This is a genomic window from Rhodomicrobium sp. R_RK_3 (assembly GCF_002198715.1).
In the GTDB taxonomy this organism is placed as follows: domain Bacteria; phylum Pseudomonadota; class Alphaproteobacteria; order Rhizobiales; family Rhodomicrobiaceae; genus R-RK-3.
In genome coordinates this window covers 45,886-69,034 of sequence record NZ_MWLK01000022.1, presented here as the reverse complement: position 1 = coordinate 69,034, position 23,149 = coordinate 45,886, and the positions used below count along the sequence as shown (strand labels likewise).

The window sequence follows — 23,149 nt, the reverse complement described above, 5'->3', positions numbered from 1 at the left end:
TGGTAGCGAGATTGGCTTTGGTGAGAAGCGAGAGAGCAGATGCGACCGGCAGCCGGAAGAAATCACCGCAGCGGGCTCAATTTCGACCTCGGCGAGACCGCCGATCTCCTTCGCGACACCGTCGCCGATTTCGCCGCCAACGAGATCGCCCCGCGCGCCGAGGAGATCGACCGCAGCAACCTGTTCCCGCGCGACCTCTGGCCCAAGCTCGGCGATCTCGGCCTGCACGGCATCACCGTCGAGGAGGAATTCGGCGGCTCGGGCCTGGGGTATCTGGAACATTGTGTGGCGATGGAGGAGGTCAGCCGCGCCTCGGCCTCGGTCGGCCTCTCCTACGGCGCCCATTCCAATCTCTGCGTCAACCAGATCCGCCGCGCCGGCCGCGAGGAGCAGAAGCGCCGCTACCTGCCGAAGCTGATCTCCGGCGAGCATGTCGGCGCGCTGGCCATGTCGGAGGCCGGCGCCGGCTCCGACGTCGTCTCGATGAAGCTCAAGGCCGAGAGGAAGGGCGACCGCTACGTGCTGAACGGCACGAAAATGTGGATCACCAACGGCCCGCATGCCGATGTCCTCGTCGTCTACGCCAAGACCGATCCGGACGCTGGCCCGCGCGGCATCACCGCCTTCCTGATCGAGAAGGATTTCCCCGGCTTCACCGTCTCGCCCAAGCTCGACAAGCTCGGCATGCGCGGCTCCGACACCGCCGAGCTGGTCTTCCAGGATTGCGAAGTGCCGCTCGAGAACGTGCTGGGCGACCTCAATGGCGGGGTCCGCGTGCTGATGTCCGGCCTCGATTATGAGCGCGTCGTGCTGGCGGCCGGGCCGCTCGGCATCATGCAGGCAGCGATGGACCTTGTGCTGCCCTATGTGCATGAGCGCCAGCAATTCGGCCAGCCGATCGGCGCCTTCCAGCTCATGCAGGGCAAGCTCGCCGACATGTACACCACGATGAATGCCGCCCGCGCCTATGTCTATGCCGTCGCCCGCGCCTGCGACCGGGGCGAGACCACCCGCAAGGACGCCGCCGGCGCCATCCTCTACGCCGCCGAAAAAGCCACCTGGATGAGCCTCGAGGCCATCCAGATCCTCGGCGGCAACGGCTATATCAACGACTATCCGACCGGCCGCCTGCTGCGCGACGCCAAGCTCTACGAGATCGGCGCCGGCACCAGCGAGATCCGCCGCATGCTGATCGGCCGCGAGCTGTTCGAGGAAAACTCTTAAGCGCAGACGCCCCCCGAAAAACTGTTCCCAACTGCCTCGCCTTACGGCATTATTCCGCCCCGAGGATCGGGGACTTGCGGTTGACACCTAGGACGCGCTCACGGCAAGCGCGGGTCCGCCCGCAAGACTCGGCCAGCCAGGACTGATAAATCGCCACAGGTACCATCGCAGGGCAGGAGATCGTCTGGCAGAAGCCCGAGTTTCTGGCGATCGGGCGGGTAAGCTTGTGTGCGTTTGGGAGCGTTTTGATGATCGTGCGGCGTGGACTCGCAAAGCTTGCGGCGGTCTCACTGCCCCTATTCGGCGCCTTGATGGCCGCGGCGCCCGGCGGCGCCGTGGCGGAGACCTGGCGCGCGGCCAATCTCAATTCCGAGGCCCGCATCCATCTGCGCACCCATCCCAACAACCGCGCCAAGATCCTCGCCTACATCCCCGGCGATGCGCGCGGCCTCGAAGGCGGCGCCTGTTCGGGCAATTGGTGCCCGATCGAATTTCGCGGCATGAACGGCTGGGTCTACCGCCATTTCATCGAGCCGGATGACGACGACGACGCGGATACCGAGGCGGCGGCCAAGCCGAAACCGGCGCCGGCTGCCGCCCCGCTCCTCTCCGAGTCCGAGCCGGTGCTGGGCGCGGGGCTGAAGAAGCCCTTGCAGCTCGTCAGCACCGACGGCCGGCCGATCCCCATCTACGCCTTCCCCAATGACGCCTTGCCGGTCGCCGGCCGCCTCTCCGCCGACACCGCCGTCGTCGAGGGCCTCGGCTCCTGCATCCGCACCTGGTGCAATGTACGCGCCGGCGAACTGGTCGGCTGGATCAGCAACAGCAATCTGAAGCCCGAGGACGCGGCGCTCGCCCATGAGAGCACCGCCGCGCTCGCCCCCGCCGAGCCCGAGGACAAATCCCTGAGCCGGACTTTGCCGACCGCCGCGCTCGGCCCCGCCCTCGCCAAGCCTCTCGGCGACACCGACACCAAGACCTACACGCTGGCCGGTCTCGCCGGGCAAAGCTCGCTGCCGATGCGGGCGGAGCCGGGCAGCAGCGCCGCCATCGTCGCCTGGATCCCCAACGACGCCAAGGATGTCGAGGGCCTGCGCAAATGCGTCGATAGCTGGTGCCTGGTGCGCTATGGCGAATCCACCGGCTGGGTCGCGCGCCGCCATCTGGCCGACGCCGCGATCGAGGCCTCGCAATCCTTCCAGGTCAGCGGGCTGGCCCTGTGGAACGCGCTCGACGTGCTCGATTATCCCAACCCGAACGCGGTGGTGGTCGGTCAGATCCCGGCCTATGCGACCGGCATCGTCCCCATCGGCGGCTGCGACGACGATTGGTGCCACATCCGCTATCTCGGCATCGCCGGCTGGGTGAGGGCCAGTCATCTGGAGCCGCAGAAGAAGTAGCGCCCGGGCGCCTTCCCTGGGTGGGCCGCATGTGCTATCATCGTGATAGCATGGAGGTTCCGATGGGTCAGATCATCGTAAGAAATTTGGACGATCAGGTGATCGCGCGGCTGAAGGAGCGGGCGCAGAGGGCCGATCAGTCTTTGGAGCAGACCGTCCGCGATATTCTGGTCGAGGCGGCGAAGCCGTCCAAGACCGACCTCTGGGCGGAAATCGACGCGCTGAGACATGCCGCCGCCATGAGACAGGGGCCGGTGCAAACGGCGCTCGACCCGACGGTGCTGATCCGGGAAGACCGAGACAATGACGAGCCTTATCGTTGACGCCAGCGTCGCCGTCCGCTGGTTCGTGCCTGCCTGGCATTGGCCCTCGGCTCAGGACGCCGTGCAGGACAGGGCGCTGCTTGCGCCGGATCTGATCCTTGCCGAAATCGGCAACGCCTTGTGGAAAGCCGTCCGCGCCGGCCTGATGGCCCGCCGCGATGCCGAGGCGGCGCTCAAGCGCGTGCCACCGCTATTCGACCACCTCGAGCCGCTTCCCGCGCTCCATCTCGATGCCGCGCGCATGAGCTATGACCTCAACCACCCGATCTACGACTGTTTCTATCTGGCGCTTGCCGAACGGGAAAGCGCGGCGCTTTTGACGGCGGATCGAAAAATGGCTGTGGTCGCCCGAAAGCTGTCCGGCGTCGAGGTCCAGTTTCTTGATGGGTCTTAGCCTCTCAAGACAGCACCACCGCACCCAGCGCCAGCGCCGCCGGCACGGTCTGGACGAACAAGATCCGCGGCTTCACCGTCAGCGCGCCCCAGATGCCGGCGACGATCACGCAGGCCAGTCCGAATAGTGTAAAGGCTTCGGCGACCTTCGGGTCCGGATAGACGAAGCCCAGGACCAGCGCCGCGACCAGGAACAGATTATAACAGCCCTGGTTCGACATCGCGGGCGCCATCTCCTCGACGCGGGTTGGTGGGATGCCGAGCACTTTTGCCCCGCGCGTCCGGAACAGCACCGTCTCGATCAGCACGATGTAAACATGGATCGCCAGGACGATCCCGGTCAGAATCACTGCCGCGATATCCATAATTCCCCCTCCCCTGCTCCGCCCCCTAAAGCGGAATATTATCGTGCTTCTTCCATGGGCTCTCGACGGTCTTGCTGCGAAGCATGTTCAGCGCCCGCGCGATCCGGGTGCGGGTGTTGCGCGGCATGATGACTTCGTCGATATAGCCGCGCTCGGCGGCGACGAACGGGTTCGCGAAGCGGTCTTGATATTCCTTCACGCGCGCCGCAAGCTTCTCAGGATTACCGAGCTCCGACCGGTACAAAATCTCCGCTGCCCCCTTCGGACCCATCACCGCGATTTCGGCGGTCGGCCAGGCGTAATTGACGTCGCCGCGAATGTGCTTGGAGGACATCACGTCATAGGCGCCGCCATAGGCCTTGCGGGTGATCAGCGTCACCTTCGGCACGGTCGCCTCGGCGAAGGCGAAGAGCAGCTTGGCGCCGTGCTTGATCAGCCCGCCATATTCCTGCGCGGTGCCGGGCAGGAAGCCGGGCACGTCGACGAAGGTGATGATCGGGATGTTGAAGCAGTCGCAGAAGCGTACGAAGCGGGCGGCCTTGCGGCTGGCATCGCTGTCCAGTACGCCGGCCAGCACCATCGGCTGATTGGCGACGAAGCCGACCGTATGCCCCTCGATCCGCCCGAAACCGGTGACGATGTTGCGCGCGTAAGCCTGCTGGATCTCGAAGAAATCGCCTTCGTCGGCGACCTTCAAAATCAGCTCCTTGATGTCGTAGGGCTTGTTCGGATTGTCGGGGATCAGCGTGTCGAGCGAGGGCTCGGAGCGGTCGAAGCGGTCCTCGGTCGGCACGACCGGCACGCCCGACTGGTTGTTCGACGGCAGGAAATCCATCAGCCGCCGCATCTGCAGCAGGCATTCGACGTCATTGTCATAGGCATGGTCGGCGATGGAGGAGCGCGTCGTGTGGATGCTAGCGCCGCCCAGCTCTTCCGCCGTCACCTCCTCGTTGGTCACCGTCTTCACGACGTCCGGGCCGGTGACGAACATGTAGCTGGTGTCCTTCACCATGAAGATGAAGTCGGTCATGGCGGGCGAATAGACGTCGCCGCCCGCGCAAGGCCCCATGATGACGGAGATCTGCGGGATCACGCCGGAGGAGATCACATTGCGCAAGAACACTTCGCCATAGCCGCCGAGCGCCGCGACGCCCTCCTGGATGCGCGCGCCGCCGGCGTCGAACAGGCCGATGACCGGCGCGCGGCTCCTCAGCGCCATGTCCTGGATCTTCATGATCTTCTGGGCGTGCGCCTCGGAGAGCGAGCCGCCGAAGACGGTGAAATCCTTGGCGAAGATATAGACAGTGCGGCCGTTGATGGTGCCCCAGCCGGTGATGACGCCGTCGCCGGGGATTTTCGTTTCCGCCATGCCGAAATCGGTGCAGCGATGCTCGACATACATGCCGTATTCTTCGAAGGACTTGTCGTCGAGCAAGAGTTCGATGCGCTCGCGGGCGGTCAGCTTGCCCCGCTTGTGCTGCGCATCGATGCGCTTTTCGCCGCCGCCGAGACGGGCATTCGCGCGGCGCCGCGCCAATTCTTCCACAACCTGCTTCATGTCTTCCCGATCCCGCTCCTGTGACGGCCCGTTATTATCATGCGCCCCGTTGGCAAAACATCCACTTAATTGGCGCCGAAGCCGGCGCGCGCGTCAATCCGACCTTCGGTTTCCCGGCATATTCCTGGGCGCGACGATCCGGCATAATGGGGCCAGAGCGGGCCTCTCGGATCGGCGCCATTAACGGGATCGCCACGATGCGGCCCTAAAGTCGCCCGCCGGACATCGCGCGATCCACGCGGAGCGGCCATGCGTCATCGGCGCGCCGCGATTTGGATGCATTCATGATGCAGTCGGCCCGCATGCGGCCAGGACGTGGGAGGAGATGCTGGCTTCGATCATCGCCATCGCGCTGAGCATCGCCGCGATCTTCCTTGCGGCGCTGGCCGTGAGCGCATGGCGCATGGCGCGCCGGGTGGAGCGGGCGCTGCCGCCCGCCGGCCGCTTCGCCGAGATCGACGGGGCGAGGCTGCATTATGTCGATCGGGGCGAGGGCGCGCCGGTGGTGATGATCCACGGTCTCGCGGCGAATTTGATGCAGTTCACCGCCACCATCCTCGACGACCTCGCCAGGACCAACCGCGTCATCGCCATCGACCGCCCCGGCTGCGGCTATAGCGGGCGCGCCGGGCCGGATGCCAGCCCGGCCGCGCAAGCGGCGATCCTGCAAAAGCTGCTGGATAAGCTCGGCATTGCCGACCCGCTGATCGTCGGCCACTCGCTCGGCGGCGCGGTGGCGCTCGCCCATGCGGTGCTGCATCCCGGCAAGGCGCGCGGCTATGCGCTGCTCGCCCCGGCGGCCGCGCCGCAGCGGGATCCGCCGCCGATGTTCCGCTATCTCGATGTGCCGTCCCCGATCATGCAGCATCTGATCGCCTGGACGGTCGGCATTCCGTCTGCGATCAAGAACGGCCCGGCGATCACCGCCGCCGTCTTCGCGCCGCAAGCCGTGCCCAAGGATTTCGGCATGGCGAGCGGGGCGCTGCTCGGGCTGCGGCCCATCAGCATCGTCACCAATTTCAAGGATTTCATCGACGCGCGGTCCACCGCCGGCGAAATCGCCGGACGCTACCCGGAGATCGCGGCGCCGGTCATCTGCCTGTTCGGCACCGAGGACCGGGTTCTCCCGCCGGAGCTGCATCTGCACGCGCTCGACCGGCTGCGCTCGGCCGAGATCCAGGTGCTGAAGGGCGCGGGCCACATGCTGATGCATGTCGAGGGGCCTGCGGTCATCGAGGCGATCCGGAAACTCGACGCCCAGACCGCCGCCGCGCCGCGCGCGCGGGCGTCCTCCTGAGCAGGCCGCGAGGCGTCAAACGCCCCGACGGCGGTTCTTGATCTCGAGGAAGCGCTGCAGCGAGGCGGCGGCGTCGATATAGGCTTCCTGCAGCTCGACGCTCCAATAGCGCAGGTTCTCGATGGCGATGGGCTGGCCGGTCACGGCGCAGCGCACGAAGCTGCCGGGCGAGAGGATTTGAAACTCGCCGTCGAGATAGCGCAGCTTCGCTTCTCCCGCCTGCCCGATCTGTCTCTCAAAGCGATTCATCGACACCGCGTGCTGATTGGAAACTCATTCACAATATCCGGTATTCATATTTCGTTGTACAGATGAAGTTCTCACCCAGTATTTTCAACCGTGGTGAATTTTTTCTCACCGCGCAGTCTCGAACGGGCATTTTCACAGATCGCCGCCATGCGGCACACGGTGCAGGGCGCTAAAAGAGCTGGCCCTGCTTGTCCTTCGCCTTCTTGGGCTTGCGGTTCGCCGCTTCGCCCGCGCCGGCGCGTTGCGGCACGCGCTCGCCGTCTCCCGCCACCAATCCGGGCTCGATCTCGGCGCCGACGCGGCCATCGCAAAATTCCAGTTCGGCCCAACCCGCCGCTTCCGCCTCGGCGGCGCGGCGCAGCATCCGGCCCTCGCTGTCGCGCACCAGGGCAAAGCCCCGATCCAGCACGCTTTTATGGCTCAGCGAGCGCAGCAATTGCGCCAGCGAATCGATGCGGCGGCGGCGGCGCTCGGCGGCGACCGTCAGGCATTGTCCGGCGCGCGCTGCGAGCACATCCAGCCGCTCGCGGCCCCGCAGCGCCGGATAGCGCAGCAGCCCCGGCTGCAGACGCGCGCCCTGCTTGCCAAGCTGTACATGACGCTGCTGCACATGGCGCCGGACAACTTGCCTCATCTCGCGGTCGAGCGAGCGCAGCCGCTCATGGCAGCGTTCGGCGCGCTGGGTGATGAGCCGCAAGTCGAGCCGCCCCTGCCAGCGCTCCAGCCGCCCGCGCTTCTCGGAGGCAAAGCCCCGCAGCGCATGGCGCAGACGGCCGCTCGCCCCGTCGAAACGCTGGCGGGCGAGGCCGATCAGGTCCTGCGGCTTGGGCAGCCCCCGCGCCGCCGCGCGCAGATCGGAGCGGTTGCCCTCGATGGCGCGGATGACGGCATGGCGCTGGCGCTGGCGCAGCTCGGTCATGCGGGCGATCAGTTCGCTATGCTTGGGCACGGCCCATTCGGCGGCCTTGGTCGGCGTCGGCGCGCGGGCGTCGGCGACGTAATCGATGAGCGTCCAGTCGGTCTCATGCCCGACGGCTGATATCACCGGAATGACGCTCGCCGCCACGGCGCGCGCGACGATCTCCTCGTTGAAGCCCCAGAGGTCTTCCAGGCTGCCGCCGCCGCGCGCCACGATGATGATGTCGGGACGCGCCACCGGACCGCCCGGCCCGAGCCGGTTGAAGCCGTGCAGCGCCGCCGCGACTTCCGCCGCGCAGGTCTCGCCCTGCACCCGCACCGGCCAGATGAAGACGCAGGCCGGCGGGAAGCGCTCGGCGAAGCCATGCAGGATGTCGCGGATGACCGAACCGGTCGGCGAGGTGATGACGCCGATGACGCGCGGCAGGAAGGGCAGCAGCTTCTTGCGCGCCTCGTCGAACAGCCCTTCGGCGGCGAGCCTCTTCTTGCGCTCCTCGAGCAGGGCCATCAGCGCGCCGATGCCGGCAGGCTCCAGCGCCTCGATGATGATCTGGTAGCTCGACTTGCCGGGATAGGTGGTGACGCGGCCGGTCGCGATCACCTCCATGCCCTCTTCGGGCTTGAAGCGCAGGCCGGCAAAGGTGCCCTTCCAGATCACCGCATCGATCTTGGCGCGGTCGTCCTTCAGCGCGAAATAGGCATGGCCGGAGGAATGCTTGCCGCGAAAGCCGGAGATTTCGCCGCGCAGCCGCACGTAGCCAAAGCTGTCCTCCACGGTGCGCTTGACCGCCATGGACAGCTCGGTGACGGTGTATTCCGCGACATTGCCGATGGGAGTATCGTTCATCGCTGTTCAATCTAGAGGATGATTCACAAAATTCCAGTCCCCGCCGAGACGGTGCATTTTTAAGCCGATTCGTGCTATCAGCCCTTTCGCATGACCCTTGTAAAACTGCTCAGACGATGAACGTCCTTATCATTGGCTCCGGCGGGCGCGAACATGCCCTGGCCTGGGCGATCAGCGCCAGCCCGATCCTGACCAAGCTTTATTGCGCGCCCGGCAATGCCGGCATCGCCGACTGCGCCGAATGCGTGCCGCTGGATGCCGCCGATCACGGCGCGGTCGTCGCCTTCTGCCGCGCCCAGGCCATCGAACTGGTCGTCGTGGGACCGGAGGCGCCGCTGGTCGCCGGATTGGCCGACGATCTGCGCGAGGCCGGGATCAGGACTTTTGGGCCGGGCCGGGCGGGCGCGCAGCTCGAAGGCTCGAAAAGCTTCACCAAGGAGCTTTGCGTCACCGCCGGCATCCCGACCGCCGGTTTCGGCCATTTCGACAGCCGCGAGGCGGCGCTCGGCTATCTGCGCGACCGGACCATGCCCATCGTCATCAAGGCGGACGGGCTGGCGGCGGGCAAGGGCGTCACCATCGCCGAGACGCTGGCGGAGGCGGAGCGCGCCGTCGAGGACTGTTTTGCCGGCGCATTCGGCGAGGCGGGCGCTTCGGTCGTCATCGAGGATTTCATGGACGGTGAGGAGGCGAGCTTCTTCGCGCTCTGCGACGGACGCAACGTGCTGCCGCTCGCCAGCGCCCAGGACCACAAGCGCGCCTTCGACGGCGATACCGGCCCCAATACCGGCGGCATGGGCGCCTATTCGCCCGCCCCGGTGATGACGCCCGAGATGACCGTGCGCGTCATGGACGAGATCATCCTGCCGACGGTCGCCGCTCTCAACGCGCGCGGAATCGCCTATCAGGGCGTGCTGTTCGCCGGGCTGATGATCGGCGCGGACGGGCCGAAGCTGATCGAGTACAATGCCCGCTTCGGCGATCCGGAATGCCAGGTGCTGATGCTGCGTCTGAAATCCGACATGCTGGCCGCGCTGCTTGCCACCGCTGACGGCGTGCTGGGCAATTTCGACCTGCGCTGGAGCGATGAAACCGCGCTGGCCGTGGTGATGGCCGCGAACGGCTATCCCGGCGCTTACGAGAAGGGCTCCGAGATCGAGGGGCTGGACGCGGCGGCCGAGATCAAGGGTGTCACCATCTTCCACGCCGGAACCAAACGCGATGGCGCGCGCGTTCTCTCGAATGGCGGGCGCGTGCTGAATGTCTGCGCGCTCGGGGCGACCGCCGCCGAGGCCCGGACCCGAGCTTATGAGGCCGTCGATCGGATCGACTGGCCCGGCGGCTTCTGCCGCCGGGACATCGGCTGGCGCGCCGTCCAACGGGAGACCCCTGATGCAAAACAGCCTGCCTGACCTCTTCCCCGGCTTCGAGAGCCGCCGCTTCAAGACGCGCGGCGCGGAGATTTTTGCCCGCATCGGCGGCGAGGGCCCGGCGCTGTTCCTGCTGCATGGCTACCCGCAATCCGGCGTGATCTGGCACAAGGTGGCGCCGGCCCTCGCGGCGCATTTCCGGCTGATCATCTGTGACCTGCGCGGCTATGGCGCCAGTTCCGTGCCCGCCGACGAGCCGGAGAATTTCAGCTATTCTAAGCGCGCCATGGCGGGCGACATCATCGACATCGCCGATGAGCTCGGCCTCGATCGCTTCCTCTATTGCGGCCATGACCGGGGCGGCCGCGTCGGCTACCGGCTGGCGCTCGACCATCCGGAGCGGGTGGAAAAGCTGATCACCATCGACATCGTGCCGACCTATGACATGTGGCACCGCATGACGCGCGATCTCGCCATGAAGAGCTTTCACTGGGCGTTTCTCGCCCAGCCCGCGCCCTGGCCGGAAGAGATGATCGGCCGCGATCCGACAGGCTGGCTCGATCACAAGCTGGCGCTGTGGGGCGGCTCCGGCGATCTCAGCGTCTTCGCGCCCGAAGCGCTCGCCCATTACCGCGCCGCCTTCAATCAGCCGGAGCGTCTGCACGCCACTTGCGAGGATTACCGCGCGGGCGCCGGCTATGACCTCGCCGCCGACGAGGAAGACCGCAAGGCCGGCCGCCGCATCACCTGCCCGACGGCGGTGTTCTGGGGCGACAAGGGCATCCCGAGCAAGACGGGCGGCACGCTCGGCATCTGGAAGGAATGGTGCGACGATGTCGTCGGCCATTCGCTGCCATCCGGCCATTTCCCGCCGGAGGAATGCCCGGAGGAGACCATCGCCGCCATTGCCGGCTTCATGAGCGGGGCAAAGCCCGATGTCCCGCGCTAGGCCCCGCCGCCCTTTTTCGGCAGGGGACCTGCACGCCGTGCCTCCCGCCGCGACGCCGGACGGCCAGCCGTCGGACGGGGCCGATCCGAGTTTCGCTCTAGCGCTCGGCGGCGGCGGGGCGCGCGGCTTCGCCCACGTGCTGATGCTGGAAGCGCTCGAAGAGCTCGGCATCGTCCCGCGCGTCATCGCCGGGACCAGCATCGGCGCACTGATCGGCGCGGCCTATGCGTCCGGCATCAGCGGCCCGGACATCCGCTCCTATTGCGAAGAGCTCTTCCATAAGCGCACGCGGATCGTCAGAAGGCTGTTTTCGCGCTGGAACGCGCTTGGCGAGCTGCGCAGCGGCGGCGGTTCGGTCTTCTCCGGCGAGCGCATCCTCGAAGCGCTGCTGCCGGAGACCTTACCGCGCAGCTTCGAGGCGCTGAAGATCCCACTGATCGCGGTGACGACCGACTATTACCTGCAGCGCCAGCATCTCATTAGTACCGGGCCGCTCGTCCCCGCCATCGCGGCGAGCTGCGCCCTGCCGGGCGTGTTGCGGCCGATCAAGCTGGACGGGCGGGTGCTGGTCGATGGCGGCTTCGTCAATCCGGTGCCGTTCGACCTGCTGAAAGGCCGCGCCGACATTGTCGCCGCCATCGACATCAGCGCCGGGCCGCAGCAGAGCCGGGGCCAGATGCCGTCGCTGATCGACTCCATCATCGGCTCGAACCAGATCTCGATGCGCTCGGTGATGCGGGAGAAGCTGAAATCCTCCGCCCCCGACATCATGATCCGCCCGGATATCGGCCATTTCCGGGTCTTGGACTTCTACAAGATCGACGAGATTTTCGCCGAGTCGATCAGCGCCAAGGACCATTTCAAACGCGCCTGCGAAGCCGCCATCGCGGCGCGGCGTCGCGCCTAGAGCGGGATCGGTTTAAACGGATCCAATCAACGCCCCCAAATCACGATCCGCAGCCGGACTCCTTCTCCCTCGGGAGAGGGCGGGGGTGAGGGGTTCGTGAGCGAGCCGCGAGTCCGCAACCCCTCACCCGGCACGCTTCGCGTGCCACCCTCTCCCCTTGGAGAGGGTTGGGCTGCGGCGAGGCGCGGCGCGTTGCCATCAAAATCACCCGCTCTGATGGACCGCTGCGGCATCGCGGGCGTAAAGGCGCAATCCCCTGCCGACGCCCCGGCCGTCAGAGCCGGGGCCCAGTCGCCTCACATCTTGCCGCAGCAATCGCGGAGATATGATTGGGTCCCGGCTCACCGCTTCGCGGCGTCCGGGACGACGAGGAGTGCCTCACCGCCGCGACTTGAAGAATGCGCGCAAGAGCGCCGCCGATTCCGTCTCGGCGATGCCGCCATAGACTTCGGGCGCGTGGTGGCAGGTGGCTTGCGCGAAGAAGCGGACGCCATGCTCGACAGCGCCGCCCTTCTCGTCGGGTGCGCCGAAATACAGCCGGCCGATGCGGGCGAAGGAGATCGCCGTGGCGCACATGGTGCAGGGCTCCAGCGTGACGTGGAGCTGGCAGCCGGTCAGGCGCTCGCTGCCCAGGGCGGCGGCCCCGGCGCGGATCACCAGCATTTCGGCATGGGCGGTCGGGTCGCGCAATTCCAGGACGCGGTTGCCGTCGCGGGCGAGCACGCTGCCGTCAGGTCCGACCAGCACGGCGCCGACCGGCACTTCGCCGCGCAGGGCGGCGGCCTTGGCCTCGTCGAGCGCCAGGGTCATGAACGAGGCTGACATCATGGGAGTGAACGCGCGAAACGGCCCGGTCCTGGGCCGCGAGCCTGAAGCGCAAAAGCGAGTCCCCGCGTAGGCAGGGATCGTACCGGTGTGACGGCAAGGCGTGTCGAAGCAAAAGGCAGAGCCCCGTTCCGATGCAGGCGGAACGGGGATGGCTCTGGACGCCGCTTACGCGGCGTCCGAAGTGTCACTGGCAGGCGCGGGAACGGCCGCATGCTGCATCTTGAGGTTGGCCGGCCCGACCACCGGAGCCTCGCCCGCTGCGAGCTGGTCCTTGCCGTCATGCACGCGGGTGAGCGGCTCGACCTTGTCGGCGTCCAGGCCGTCGCGCATTTCGATCGACTTGAACTCAACGCGGGCCTCCTCGCGGCGATATTCCAGGAGCTGCGTCTTGGGCACCAGGAACTGGCTGGCGCGCACTTCGCGGACCGCATCCATTTCCTCGGTGAAGGCGCCGGAGCGGAACAGCGTCTCGATCGCCTTGGCCACCGAGCGCGTGATGCGCTGGCCCTGCTCTTCGCTGATGCGGCCGCCGGTCTGGGCGTCCTTGACGCGGTTGATGAAGCCGGCCGCCATCATGGCGACTTCGATCTGGTAGCGGAAATTGTCCTCCGCCGAATATTTGATGCGGTCCCACACCGCGATCAGCAATTCGGAGATCTCGTCCATGATCGCCGCCGCGCCGAAAAAGTCGAAGCTTTTCGTGCTGCCGCTATCGATCGAGCCCACCGTCAGGCCGGTATTGTCGCCGCCGCGCAGCGCCGCCATGCCTTCGTAGAATTCATCCAGCGAGCGCATCACATTGATGATGATGTGCGGATCGGTCAGGGAGCGCTCGCGCTCGGCCACCAAGAGGCGCAGGCGCTTGATTTCCTGGTCGCCGCCCGTCGCGTCGGCGACGATGAGCTGGTCGCGGTCGTTTTCGCGGGTGAGCAGCTCGCGCAGCTTGGGCATGACGAAGATGACATTGTAGGCGCCCACGTCGACATCGGCCATCAGCTTGCGGGAGACCGCCTGTTCGCCGTCGATCAGCGCCGACCAGAAGGCCAGATCGAGCAGGGGAGTAAGACCGAAGAAGGTCATCATCTCCTTTTCGTCATCGGCGAATTCCTGATAATGGCGCATGAAGACATTGTAGGCGAGCAGGATCTTTTGCGTACGGTTGACGCCTTCGGCCTGCTGGCCGTTGCGCGCCGCCCGCAGCAGTTCCCGGATCTGCGCGGCCTGCAGCGCGTCCTTCAGTGTGTTCACGGCTTTGATTATTCGATCTCGACGCATCTGATCTCCCCGTCGTGTCAAGAATCAGTTTCGCAGATTATAACAGTCCAAAAGAGGCAATGATGAGCTTACGGCGAGATACACACACCACTGCAAGCTTGCCCGAAAGCTCCCAGGGCGAACGAATCGCCAAAATCATTGCCCGGTCTGGGCTGTGCTCGCGCAGGGACGCCGAGAAACTGATCGGCGAAGGCCGCGTTACGCTGAACGGGAGGGCACTCGCGAGCCCGGCGGTCAATGTAACCTCGCGCGATGTGATTCTGGTAGACGGCAAATCCTTATCCACAGCCGAACCAGTCCGGCTTTGGCGTTACCACAAGCCAAAGGGGCGCGTCACCACTCACCGTGATCCACAGGGTCGCCCGACCGTCTTCGAGGCCATGCCTGAAGACATGCCGCGGGTAATTTCAATTGGCCGGCTGGACTTTAATACTGAAGGATTGCTGCTGCTCACCAACGACGGCGCGCTGGCGCGACATTTGGAAGCGCCATCAACGGGTTGGCTGCGCCGGTACAGAGTTAGGGTGAACGGCAGGCTGGAGCAGAGCGCCCTCGACGCGCTCGCCGGCGGCATCGAAATCGACGGCATCCGCTACGGCCCGATCGAGGCGGTGCTCGACCGCACCCAGGGCGCCAATAGCTGGCTGACGCTGGCCTTGCGCGAGGGCAAGAACCGCGAGGTGCGCCGCATCATGGATCACCTCGGCGTGGTGGTGAACCGGCTGATCCGGCTGTCCTTCGGCCCGTTCTCGCTGGGCGAATTGGAGCCCGGCGCCGTCGAGGAGGTGAAGCGGCGGGTGCTGGGCGACCAGCTCGGCGAGGAGATCGCGCTGGCGCTCGGCCTCAGGGACAAGAAGCAGAACCGGGGGCAGGCCGAGAAGGCGGGGGAGGCGAAGCCGTCGAAGCCTTCACGGCCCGCCAAGAGCGGACGGCCGGTGCGTAGCGCCCGCCCGAGCGGCGGGGCCGAGAAGCCCGCCCGCCCATCCGGCAGCGGCAAACCCGCGCGCCCCGGCGGCAAACCCACGCGCCGCGAGCGGCCAGCCCGATGAGGATCGTCGCCGGACGTTTTCGCGGCATGGCGCTCGCCGCACCCAAGAGCAACGACATCCGCCCGACCAGCGACCGCGTGCGGGAATCGATCTTCAACATCCTCGCCCACGGCATCGAGGGGGCCGAGATCGAAGGCGCGCGCGTGCTCGATCTCTTTGCCGGAACCGGCGCGCTCGGCCTCGAAGCCCTGTCGCGCGGCGCGGCTTACGTGCATTTCGTCGAGGACAATTCGACGGCGCGCGGACTGATCCGGCAGAATATCGAGACCGTCGGCGCGATGGGCGAGACCAAAATCTACCGCCGCGACGCGACCAAGCTCGGCGGCCGGGGCAATTTGCGCCCCTTCGACCTGATCTTCGCCGATCCGCCCTATGGCAAGCGTCTCGCCGAACCGGCGCTCGCCTCCGCCTTGGCCGACGGCTGGGCCGCGCCGGGCGCGATTGCGGTCGTCGAGGAGCACGCCGACGCCGAATTCGCGCCGCCGCCGGGCTTTTCGCTGCTCGACCGGCGTGTCTACGGCGACACCGCGGTGTTTTTTCTTACGTATACCCCGCAAGCGGCGGCTGGTTAACGAAACGCTAAGCCCTCTCCGGTGTTACCTCGACGCGCAAGGCAAATCGCCTCGGCGCCTAAAACGGTCCCGCCGCGGCTGAGCGGGCCAGGAGCGGAGCCCATGAGCTATATTGAAGACAGCCTCGGCGCGAACGAGACCGTGCATTATGTCGCCCACTTCCACTGGGTGCATTACGCGCTGGCTTACGGCGCGCTGATCGTGTCCGTCCTGCTCGGCATGCTGAGCTACAATGCCGAATATCCCATCGTGGTGCTCGGCCCGCCGCTTGTCGGCCTGGTGATCTATCTCGCCATCATGATCCCGATCTGGGCGACCGAGATCGGCGTCACCAACCAGCGGCTGATCTACAAGACCGGCATCATCAAGCGCTCGACCGCCGAATTGCAGCTCCGCGCCATCGAGCAGGTCAATCTGGCGCAGGACATCGGCGGCCGGATTTTCGGCTACGGCAAGCTGGACATTCACGGCACCGGCAATGAGGAGATCTTTTTGCCCGCCATCGGCAATCCGCTCGAGCTGCGCAAGGCGCTGCAGGAGGCAATCGGCGAGATCCAGCACGCGACGGAGCCGGTGAGCGCCGGGGCCTCGCCGCAGCGGGCGTAGGCGCACGCGTCGTCCCGGACGCCGTCATCGATCCGCTAGCACTGCGGCAATGCTGATGCGAGTGCGCCCCGGCTCTGACGGCCGGGGCGACGAAAGACAGGCTTCTGAATTCGCGGGGATCGCCGCTGTGCCGCGCGTCCCCCGCCCTTGCCTCCCACCCCCCGTTTGACTAAAGCTTGTGCACCCTGCGGCAGGCGGAGGGCGACGCGGGGAGCCGCACATGCAGAAACATATCGAGCCCGATTTCCCCCCGGAAGGCTGGCTCTCCTATAGCCTCGGCGCCGAGCGGATCGGCCTCGTCGCCATGCGCTTCCGCTGGCTGACGCTCGTCATCGTCATCGCCGTCTCCACGCTCGCCGCCTTCGGCATCAGCCGCATCCGGGTCGATGATTCGCTGACCGAGCTGTTCCGCGCCAACACGCCCGATTTCCGCAATTATGAAAAACTGTCGAGCCGCTTCCCCTCCAGCGAATATGACGTGCTGGTCGTGGTCGAAGGGCCGAATCTGCTGGCGCGCGAATCGATCGAGGCCCTGCGCAACACCGTCATCGAAATGCAGTTCGTGCCCGGCATGCGCGGCCTGATCTCGATCTTCTCCGCCCGCGCCTCGCCCGAGCCGGGCCGGCTGCCACCGCCGCTCTTCCCCGAGCCGCTGCCCGAGGGCGAGGCTTACGACGCCTTCATCCATCAGGTGAAGGACAACCGGATCATCTCCGGCAAAATCCTCTCCAGCGACGGGCAATTGACGCTGATCGTCGTCGCGCTCGATCCCGTAACGGCGCAAGGCCCCGCCCTCGACGACGCCATCCGCGAAATCGGCGCGACCACGGCGCAGAACCTGCAAGGCACCGGCCTCACCGCGCAGCTCGCGGGCGCTCCGGTGATGCAGCTCGAAATCCGCAATGCCGTGCAGCGCGACCGCGTCATCTATAACGGGCTCGGCTTCCTGATCGGCGTCATCATCGCCATGATCTTCTTCCGGCACATCTCCTTCATGGCGATTGCCGCGGTGCCGCCCGCCATAGCCGTGCTCTGGTCGCTTGGCGCGCTGGGCTGGTCCGGCTTCCAGCTCAATCTGTTCCTCAACGTCATCGCGCCGCTGACCATGGTGATGGGCTTTGCCGATTCCATGCAGATGACCTTCGCCCTGCGCGACCGCATGCTGGCGGGCGACAGCCGCTATGAGGCGACCAAATACGCCATCCTCGTCGTCGGCCCCGCCTGTTTCCTGAATGGCGCGACGGCCGCCCTTTCGTTCTTCGCGCTCACCTTCGCCGACTCGGCCCTGATCCAGACCTTCGGCATCGCCGGAGCGGTCTGCATGGGCGTGACCTTCCTCGCCGTCATCCTGGTGCTGCCGCTGTTGGCGATGCTGTTGCTCAGCCATGACAGCCGGATCGCCGCCCGCCTCGCCGAGAAGGACGGCGCCATGCTGCTCTTGCGCCGCTTCTGCGCCTGGGTCGCGGGGCGGGTGACGCGGCGGCCCTGTGCCTTTGCCGGGCTGGGGCTCGGCCTCGTCATCGGCTTTGGCGTCGCGCATATCACGCTGGAGCCGCGCTACCGCCTCGCCGATCAGGTGCCGGACCGCGAGCAGGCCGTGCAGGCCGCCGGCCGTCTCGACTCCAAACTCACCGGCGCCAATCCGGTCGACGTCATGATCGAGCTGCCGCCGGGCGAGACCGTCTATTCGCCCGGACCGCTGGCCGTCATCGCCGCCGTACACCGGGTGGTCGAGAAGCAGGCGGGCGTCGGCAATGTCTGGTCGGTGGAGACCATGGTGCGCTGGCTCGCCGAATCCGGCCAGACCGAAATCCCCATCCTGCAAACCTATGTCGGCCTCCTGCCGGCCCATCTGACACAGCGCTTCGTCACGCCCGAGCAGGACGCCGCCGTCGTCACCGGCCGCATCCCCGACATCGACGCCAGCGACCTGCTGCCGACCGTCAACACGCTGGACAAGGCGCTCGACACCGTCCGCGAGGCCTATCCCGGCTACCAGATCTCGGTCAGCGGCCTTGCCGTGATCGCCGCGCGCAATAGCGGCGCCATGATCCACAAGATCAACCTCATGCTCACGGCGGAAATGCTGATCGTCTCGGTGCTGATCGGCCTCGCCTTCCGCTCGCTGCTGATGGGCGCGGTCAGCCTGCTGCCCGGCCTGTTCCCGGTGGTGACGGCGGGCGCCTCGCTGGCGCTGACGGGAGAGGGCCTGCAATTTGCCAGCATCATCGCGCTGACGGTCGCCTTCGGGCTGGGGCTGAACGCCACCATCCATTATCTCAACCGGCTGCGCCTGGAAGACCGGCCGGGCCGCGACCCGGAAGCCGCAACGGCCCGCGCCGCCGTGCTGATGGGACCGGCGCTGATCCTCACCAGCATCGTGCTGGCCTGCGGCCTCGCCGTCACCGTGTTCTCCGACCTGCCCTCGCTGCGGCTGTTCGGACGCCTCAGCGCGACGACGCTGATCGCGGCCATGGTCGGCGGCCTGCTCCTGCTGCCGGCCTGCATGCTCCTGGTGAAGCGCGCCGAAAACGCCGCGCGGCGCCGGTTTTCGCGCGGCAGCAACGATCTCTCATCCGCCGCGACTTGACGGCCCCGCCGCACGCCGCTAGCCATGCGAAGGTGAGCGGGTCAGCAGGGACGCGTTCGACATACATACCGGCGCAATCCCCGCGAAGGCGGGGATCCAGTACGCCGCAGCATTTCGGGACGGGCAGAGCCCCGGCCCAGAGTTTGTAATTACTGGATCCCCGCCTTCGCGGGGATTTCGAAAGGAGTCCGAGGCTCTCCTCGAGCATGGCTCCCGGTGCAACCAGAAGGTCAAGGGCATGTCGGAAATCGGCAAGGAGATCGGGCATCATTGGCTCGGCGGCGCCCGCCTCTGGGGCCGGTTCAGCCTGCTCGGCCTCGCCGTCGCGCTGGTCGCCTTCGCCGCCGATCAGCTCCACAAATATTGGATGCTGGACATCTACCGCATCGGCGAGCGCGGCAAGGTCGTGATGACCTCCTTCTTCGATCTGGTGCTGCGCTGGAACCCCGGCATTTCCTACGGCCTCTTGCAGCAGGACAGCGATGCGGGGCGGATCGCCCTGACGGCGGTCTCGGCGATCGCGGTCGTGGCGCTCATTCTGTGGATCGGCAATGCCGGCTCGCGGCTGGCCGCCATTTCGCTGGGGCTGATCGCCGGCGGGGCGCTCGGCAATATCTGCGACCGCATCGTGCATGGCGCGGTGGCCGATTTCTTTTCCTTTCACTATGCCGGATTCTACTGGTACGTCTTCAACATCGCCGATGTCGCGATCACCGCGGGCGTCATCGGGCTGATGCTGGACTGGGCGTTCTCGAGTCACACAAAAGTCCCAAAAGGCGTATAAATCAGCAATAATGGCGATTCGGGGGAATCCAATGGTTAGCACTGTCCGGCTGCTGCGCAATTTGGCGATCGCTTCGCTTCTGGGCGGTTCCGTCGCTCTCGGCGGCTGCGCCGGTGGTGTCGGCGTCGATGTCGACGCGCCGATCCTGGACGCGGTCGGCATCAATTTCACGGCCAAGAAGAAGGACGATGACGACCTGCCGGAACGCACCGGCCTTGTCGTGCCGCCTTCGACCGACAAGCTGCCCGAGCCCGGCACCCACACCGCGAGCATCAACGGCAAGCAGAACTGGCCGCAGGACGCTGACCAGATCAAGAAGCGCAAGGCCGACGAAGAGACCGCCGCCCAGGAGAAATATTGCGCCGAGGGCGACTGGAGCAAGAAGGCCAACATCACCGAATTCGAGAAGAATGTCGGCCGGGAGGCGCGCTGCCCGTCTAAACTGGGCAAGGCGATCAGCAAAAACCTGAACAGCAAGGATCAGGTCGAACAGCAGCAATAGCGTGCGAGCCTAGGCCGAGCGGCCTAGGCCGCTGCGCATCCGCCTTTAGCCGTATGGTAGACCGAAAATGCTACGCCCGGCCGCAATCGCGCCGGGCGTGTCCGTTTCTGGCACAATGACGGCGCGCCGCTCCAGATACAGCGGGCGTTTCACCAAGATTCAGCATGGATTTCGCCCGTTGTTCCCGGCGGCGGCCCGAGCAGAAATTAACCGCCCGGGCCACTAGGCTTTGCGTCGGCCTGTCCAAATTGTAACTTGTCGCTGTGCAGTCCCATGGGATACTGCCGCACGGATAAATTCCTCGTTCACCAACACGGTGTCATTGTGTTGCACAGTCGAATTCTGGCCTCTCTGGGATCCCTGATGGTCTTGATCGGTTCGGCGTCGGCCGCCTCCGCCGCGAGTTCGGACGTTACCCACACGAAATTAGCCAACGGCATGGAAGTGGTCGTCATCCCCGATCACCGCGCGCCAGTCGCCACCCATATCGTCTTCTATAAAGTCGGAGCGGCGGACGAGCCGCAGGGCAAGTCCGGCATCGCCCATTTCCTCGAGCACCTAATGTTCAAGGGCACGCAGAAGATCGCGCCGGCGGAATTCTCCAAGATCGTCGCCCGCAATGGCGGCCAGGACAACGCCTTCACCACCCAGGACACCACCGCCTATTTCCAGCGCGTCGCCACCGACCGCCTGCCGCTGGTGATGGATATGGAGGCGGACCGCATGGTCAACCTGCGGCTGCTGGAGGAGGACGTCGTCAATGAGCGCAAGGTGGTGCTGGAAGAGCGCCGCACCCGCGTCGACAACGACCCCGGCAGCATCCTGTCCGAACAGATGAGCGCCGCGCTCTATCTCGCCCACCCTTACGGCATTCCCGTCATCGGCTGGGAGCACGAGATCAAGTCGCTGAGCCGCCAGGACGCCTTGGACTTCTACAAGCGCTTCTACTCGCCCGATAACGCCATCCTGGTCGTCGCCGGCGATGTCGAGCCTGAAGCCGTCATCAAGCTGGCCAACGAGACCTACGGCAAGGTCAAGCCCACCGGCCTGACGCTCACACGCCAGCGCGTCGACGAGCCCGAGCCGCAGGCGCCCCGCCGCGTCGTGCTGAAGGATCCGCGCGTCGCCAAGGACACGCTGTCGCGCCAATATCTGGCCCCCTCCTACGCCACCGCCGCAGACCGCGAGGCCGAAGCGCTGGAATTGCTCTCTGCCATCATCGGCTCGAGCAGCACCGGCCGCCTCTACAAGAAGCTGGTGGTCGAGGATAAGAAAGCCTCGGCGGCGGGCGCATGGTATGGCGGCGAAAGCCTCGATTCCGGCACCTTTGGCCTCTATGCGGTCGCGGCGGGCGACACCCCGCTCTCGGCGATCGAAGCCGCCGCCGACGAAGTCATCGCCGAAGTGCGCGACAAGGGCGTTACCGAGCCCGAACTGACCCGCGCCCGCAACGCCCAGATCGCCGAACTGGTCTATAAGGAAGACAGCCAGTTCAATCAGGCCCGCACCTATGGCTGGGCCATGGTCACCGGCCGCTCGATCGCCGACATGAAGGACCGTGCCAAGCGCCTCGAAGCGGTGACGCTGGCCGACATCCAGACCGCGGCGCAGAAATATCTCGACCTCAAGCGCTCCGTCACCGGCGAGCTGCTTGCCGTCAACAAGACGCTGGCTGCGCGCGGCAAAGTGTCCGTCCCCGGCCCAACCGACACCATCCACTAGGATTTGACCCCATGTTCTGGCGGCGTAATCGAGACGGTGAGAGCCGAAGCGCCCAGCGCGCGGCGTCGCTGGCTGCATCTTCCCTCTTCACTCTGTTCTTCCTCATTGCTCCGGCACAGGCCATGCAGATTCAAAAGGTCGTCAGTCCCAAAGGCGTCGAAGCCTGGCTGGTGGAGGATCACACCCTCCCGCTGATCGCCATGCAATTCGGCTTCAAGGGCGGCAGCAGCCAGGACCCGGCGAACAAGGAAGGGCTTGCCTATTTCGTCAGCGGCACGCTGGACGAGGGCGCCGGCGACATCCGCAGCCAGGAATTCCAGGAGCTGCTCGAAGGCCAGGCCATCGAGATCGGCTTCGAGGCGAGCCGCGACGTCCTGACCGGCGGCGTCAAGACCTTGACCAAGAACAAGGACGAAGCCTTCCGCCTGCTCGGCCTCGTGCTCAGCCAGCCCCGCATGGACCAGGACGCCGTCGACCGCGTCCGCGAGCAGATCTTCACCCTCATCAAGACCGACAATGAAGACCCCGATCAGGTCGCATCCAGCGCCTGGTTCGCCCAGGTCTTCGCCGGACACCCCTATGCGGTGCCGACCAAGGGCGATGCGACGACCGTCGCCAGCATCACCCCCGAGGATCTGAAGGGCTACGTGAAGCGCAATTTCGCCCGCGACAATCTCTATGTCTCGGTGGTCGGCGACATCGACGCGGCCGAACTCGCCCAGCGCCTCGACGGCATTTTCGGCGCGCTGCCGGCCAAGGCCGAGCTGAAGCCCATCCCCGAAGCCGTCTGGCACACTGAGCCGCGCAGTAAGATCATCCCGATGGCCATGCCGCAATCGGTGGTGATGTTCGGCCAGCCCGGTCCCAAGCGCAAGGATGAGGACTTCATGGCCGCCTACATCCTCAATTACATCATCGGCGGCGGCGGCTTCGCCTCGCTGCTGATGGAGGAAGTGCGCGAGAAGCGGGGCCTGGCCTATTCGGTCTACACCTATCTCTACCCGCTGGAGCGGGCCGGCATCCTGCTCGGCGGCGTCGCCACCGAGAACAAGTCGGTCGGCGAATCGCTGGAAGTCATCAAGAAGACGCTGAACCGCATCGCCACCGACGGCCCGACTCAGGCCGAGCTGGACGACGCCAAGCGCTATCTGACCGGCTCCTACGCGCTGCGCTTCAGCTCCAGCCAGTCGATCGCGCAGATCGTGCTCTGGCAGCAGATCGAGGATCTCGGCATCGACTATATCGACAAGCGCAACGCGCTGGTTGAAGCCGTGACCATGGCCGACATCAAGCGCGCGGCGAAGATCATCAAGCCCGACGACATGGTCATCACCATCGTCGGCCAGCCGGAAGGGCTGACCTCGACCGGAGAAAAGCCTGCCGCTCCCGCTTCCCTTCCGCGCGGCTGACCGTTAATGTCG

At 66.1% G+C, this 23,149-nt stretch carries 22 protein-coding genes; 16 read left to right on the top strand and 6 right to left on the bottom strand.

Annotation, left to right across the window (positions count from 1 at the left end):
• The first annotated feature begins 39 nt into the window (after positions 1–39).
• From BLEFHOIH_RS12750 to BLEFHOIH_RS12735, 4 genes are all read left to right on the top strand, one after another.
• Positions 40–1,224, top strand: coding sequence for an isovaleryl-CoA dehydrogenase (locus BLEFHOIH_RS12750; RefSeq protein WP_088346001.1), 1,185 nt, complete (start codon positions 40–42; stop codon positions 1,222–1,224).
• A 248-nt stretch (positions 1,225–1,472) separates the two neighbouring features.
• Positions 1,473–2,624, top strand: a complete 1,152-nt coding sequence (locus BLEFHOIH_RS12745; protein WP_088345999.1) for an SH3 domain-containing protein — start codon at positions 1,473–1,475, stop codon at positions 2,622–2,624.
• A gap of 62 nt (positions 2,625–2,686) precedes the next feature.
• A complete protein-coding gene (locus tag BLEFHOIH_RS12740) occupies positions 2,687–2,947 on the top strand; it encodes a hypothetical protein (protein WP_125461685.1) in 261 nt (86 codons plus the stop codon).
• Positions 2,928–3,341, top strand: coding sequence for a type II toxin-antitoxin system VapC family toxin (locus BLEFHOIH_RS12735; RefSeq protein WP_088345995.1), 414 nt, complete (start codon positions 2,928–2,930; stop codon positions 3,339–3,341). Before BLEFHOIH_RS12740 ends, BLEFHOIH_RS12735 begins: the two co-directional genes overlap by 20 nt.
• Positions 3,342–3,345: 4 nt before the next feature.
• Here BLEFHOIH_RS12735 and BLEFHOIH_RS12730 read toward each other — a convergent pair whose 3' ends face one another.
• Together BLEFHOIH_RS12730 and BLEFHOIH_RS12725 are read right to left on the bottom strand one after the other, a co-directional pair.
• Positions 3,346–3,705, bottom strand: coding sequence for a DUF1304 domain-containing protein (locus BLEFHOIH_RS12730; protein ID WP_088345993.1), 360 nt, complete (start codon positions 3,703–3,705; stop codon positions 3,346–3,348).
• A gap of 25 nt (positions 3,706–3,730) precedes the next feature.
• Positions 3,731–5,263 carry an acyl-CoA carboxylase subunit beta gene (locus BLEFHOIH_RS12725; RefSeq protein ID WP_088345990.1) on the bottom strand — a complete coding sequence of 511 codons (1,533 nt, stop codon included), beginning with the start codon at positions 5,261–5,263 and terminating at the stop codon, positions 3,731–3,733.
• Positions 5,264–5,588: 325 nt separating this feature from the next.
• Here BLEFHOIH_RS12725 and BLEFHOIH_RS12720 point away from each other — a divergent pair, with 325 nt between their 5' ends.
• A complete protein-coding gene (locus BLEFHOIH_RS12720) occupies positions 5,589–6,560 on the top strand; it encodes an alpha/beta hydrolase (protein WP_088345988.1) in 972 nt (323 codons plus the stop codon).
• A 15-nt stretch (positions 6,561–6,575) separates the two neighbouring features.
• Here the strand turns inward: BLEFHOIH_RS12720 and BLEFHOIH_RS12715 are convergent, their stop codons facing one another.
• Both BLEFHOIH_RS12715 and xseA read right to left on the bottom strand, forming a co-directional pair.
• Positions 6,576–6,809 (bottom strand): DUF2093 domain-containing protein, encoded by a 234-nt coding sequence (locus tag BLEFHOIH_RS12715; protein WP_088345985.1) that lies wholly within the window; start codon positions 6,807–6,809, stop codon positions 6,576–6,578.
• 169 nt (positions 6,810–6,978) lie between these two features.
• Positions 6,979–8,574: an exodeoxyribonuclease VII large subunit gene (gene xseA / locus BLEFHOIH_RS12710; RefSeq protein ID WP_088345983.1), complete on the bottom strand. Its 1,596-nt coding sequence runs from the start codon at positions 8,572–8,574 to the stop codon at positions 6,979–6,981.
• A gap of 116 nt (positions 8,575–8,690) precedes the next feature.
• Between xseA and purD the strand changes: the two genes are divergently transcribed.
• From purD to BLEFHOIH_RS12695, 3 genes are read left to right on the top strand one after another with little or no spacing between them, the layout of a single operon-like run.
• Positions 8,691–9,986, top strand: coding sequence for a phosphoribosylamine--glycine ligase (gene purD, locus BLEFHOIH_RS12705; protein WP_088345981.1), 1,296 nt, complete (start codon positions 8,691–8,693; stop codon positions 9,984–9,986).
• Positions 9,967–10,893: an alpha/beta hydrolase gene (locus BLEFHOIH_RS12700; protein WP_088345979.1), complete on the top strand. Its 927-nt coding sequence runs from the start codon at positions 9,967–9,969 to the stop codon at positions 10,891–10,893. The genes purD and BLEFHOIH_RS12700 overlap by 20 nt, the downstream gene beginning before the upstream one ends.
• A gap of 37 nt (positions 10,894–10,930) precedes the next feature.
• Complete coding sequence (locus tag BLEFHOIH_RS12695) at positions 10,931–11,800, top strand: patatin-like phospholipase family protein (protein ID WP_170937136.1); 870 nt, start codon at positions 10,931–10,933, stop codon at positions 11,798–11,800.
• Positions 11,801–12,178: 378 nt separating this feature from the next.
• Here BLEFHOIH_RS12695 and BLEFHOIH_RS12690 read toward each other — a convergent pair whose 3' ends face one another.
• Positions 12,179–12,625 (bottom strand): nucleoside deaminase, encoded by a 447-nt coding sequence (locus BLEFHOIH_RS12690; RefSeq protein ID WP_245297001.1) that lies wholly within the window; start codon positions 12,623–12,625, stop codon positions 12,179–12,181.
• Between the two features lie 168 nt (positions 12,626–12,793).
• Positions 12,794–13,876 carry a hypothetical protein gene (locus tag BLEFHOIH_RS12685; protein ID WP_088345975.1) on the bottom strand — a complete coding sequence of 361 codons (1,083 nt, stop codon included), beginning with the start codon at positions 13,874–13,876 and terminating at the stop codon, positions 12,794–12,796.
• Positions 13,877–13,962: 86 nt separating this feature from the next.
• Here BLEFHOIH_RS12685 and BLEFHOIH_RS12680 point away from each other — a divergent pair, with 86 nt between their 5' ends.
• The 8 genes from BLEFHOIH_RS12680 (at position 13,963) to BLEFHOIH_RS12645 (ending at position 23,137) form a co-directional block, all read left to right on the top strand.
• On the top strand, positions 13,963–14,952 hold the full coding sequence (locus BLEFHOIH_RS12680) for a pseudouridine synthase (RefSeq protein WP_088345973.1): 990 nt from the start codon (positions 13,963–13,965) through the stop codon (positions 14,950–14,952).
• Positions 14,949–15,524 carry a 16S rRNA (guanine(966)-N(2))-methyltransferase RsmD gene (gene rsmD / locus BLEFHOIH_RS12675; RefSeq protein ID WP_088345971.1) on the top strand — a complete coding sequence of 192 codons (576 nt, stop codon included), beginning with the start codon at positions 14,949–14,951 and terminating at the stop codon, positions 15,522–15,524. Before BLEFHOIH_RS12680 ends, rsmD begins: the two co-directional genes overlap by 4 nt.
• 102 nt (positions 15,525–15,626) lie before the next feature.
• Positions 15,627–16,130, top strand: a complete 504-nt coding sequence (locus tag BLEFHOIH_RS12670) for a PH domain-containing protein (RefSeq protein WP_088345969.1) — start codon at positions 15,627–15,629, stop codon at positions 16,128–16,130.
• A 220-nt stretch (positions 16,131–16,350) separates the two neighbouring features.
• Positions 16,351–18,720, top strand: coding sequence for an MMPL family transporter (locus BLEFHOIH_RS12665; protein WP_088345967.1), 2,370 nt, complete (start codon positions 16,351–16,353; stop codon positions 18,718–18,720).
• Positions 18,721–18,958: 238 nt separating this feature from the next.
• Positions 18,959–19,504 carry a signal peptidase II gene (gene lspA / locus BLEFHOIH_RS12660; protein WP_088345965.1) on the top strand — a complete coding sequence of 182 codons (546 nt, stop codon included), beginning with the start codon at positions 18,959–18,961 and terminating at the stop codon, positions 19,502–19,504.
• Positions 19,505–19,535: 31 nt separating this feature from the next.
• Positions 19,536–20,006, top strand: a complete 471-nt coding sequence (locus tag BLEFHOIH_RS12655) for a hypothetical protein (protein ID WP_088345963.1) — start codon at positions 19,536–19,538, stop codon at positions 20,004–20,006.
• 363 nt (positions 20,007–20,369) lie between these two features.
• Positions 20,370–21,728 (top strand): pitrilysin family protein, encoded by a 1,359-nt coding sequence (locus BLEFHOIH_RS12650; RefSeq protein WP_245296991.1) that lies wholly within the window; start codon positions 20,370–20,372, stop codon positions 21,726–21,728.
• 122 nt (positions 21,729–21,850) lie between these two features.
• Positions 21,851–23,137, top strand: a complete 1,287-nt coding sequence (locus BLEFHOIH_RS12645) for a pitrilysin family protein (protein ID WP_245296990.1) — start codon at positions 21,851–21,853, stop codon at positions 23,135–23,137.
• The last annotated feature ends 12 nt before the right edge of the window (positions 23,138–23,149 follow it).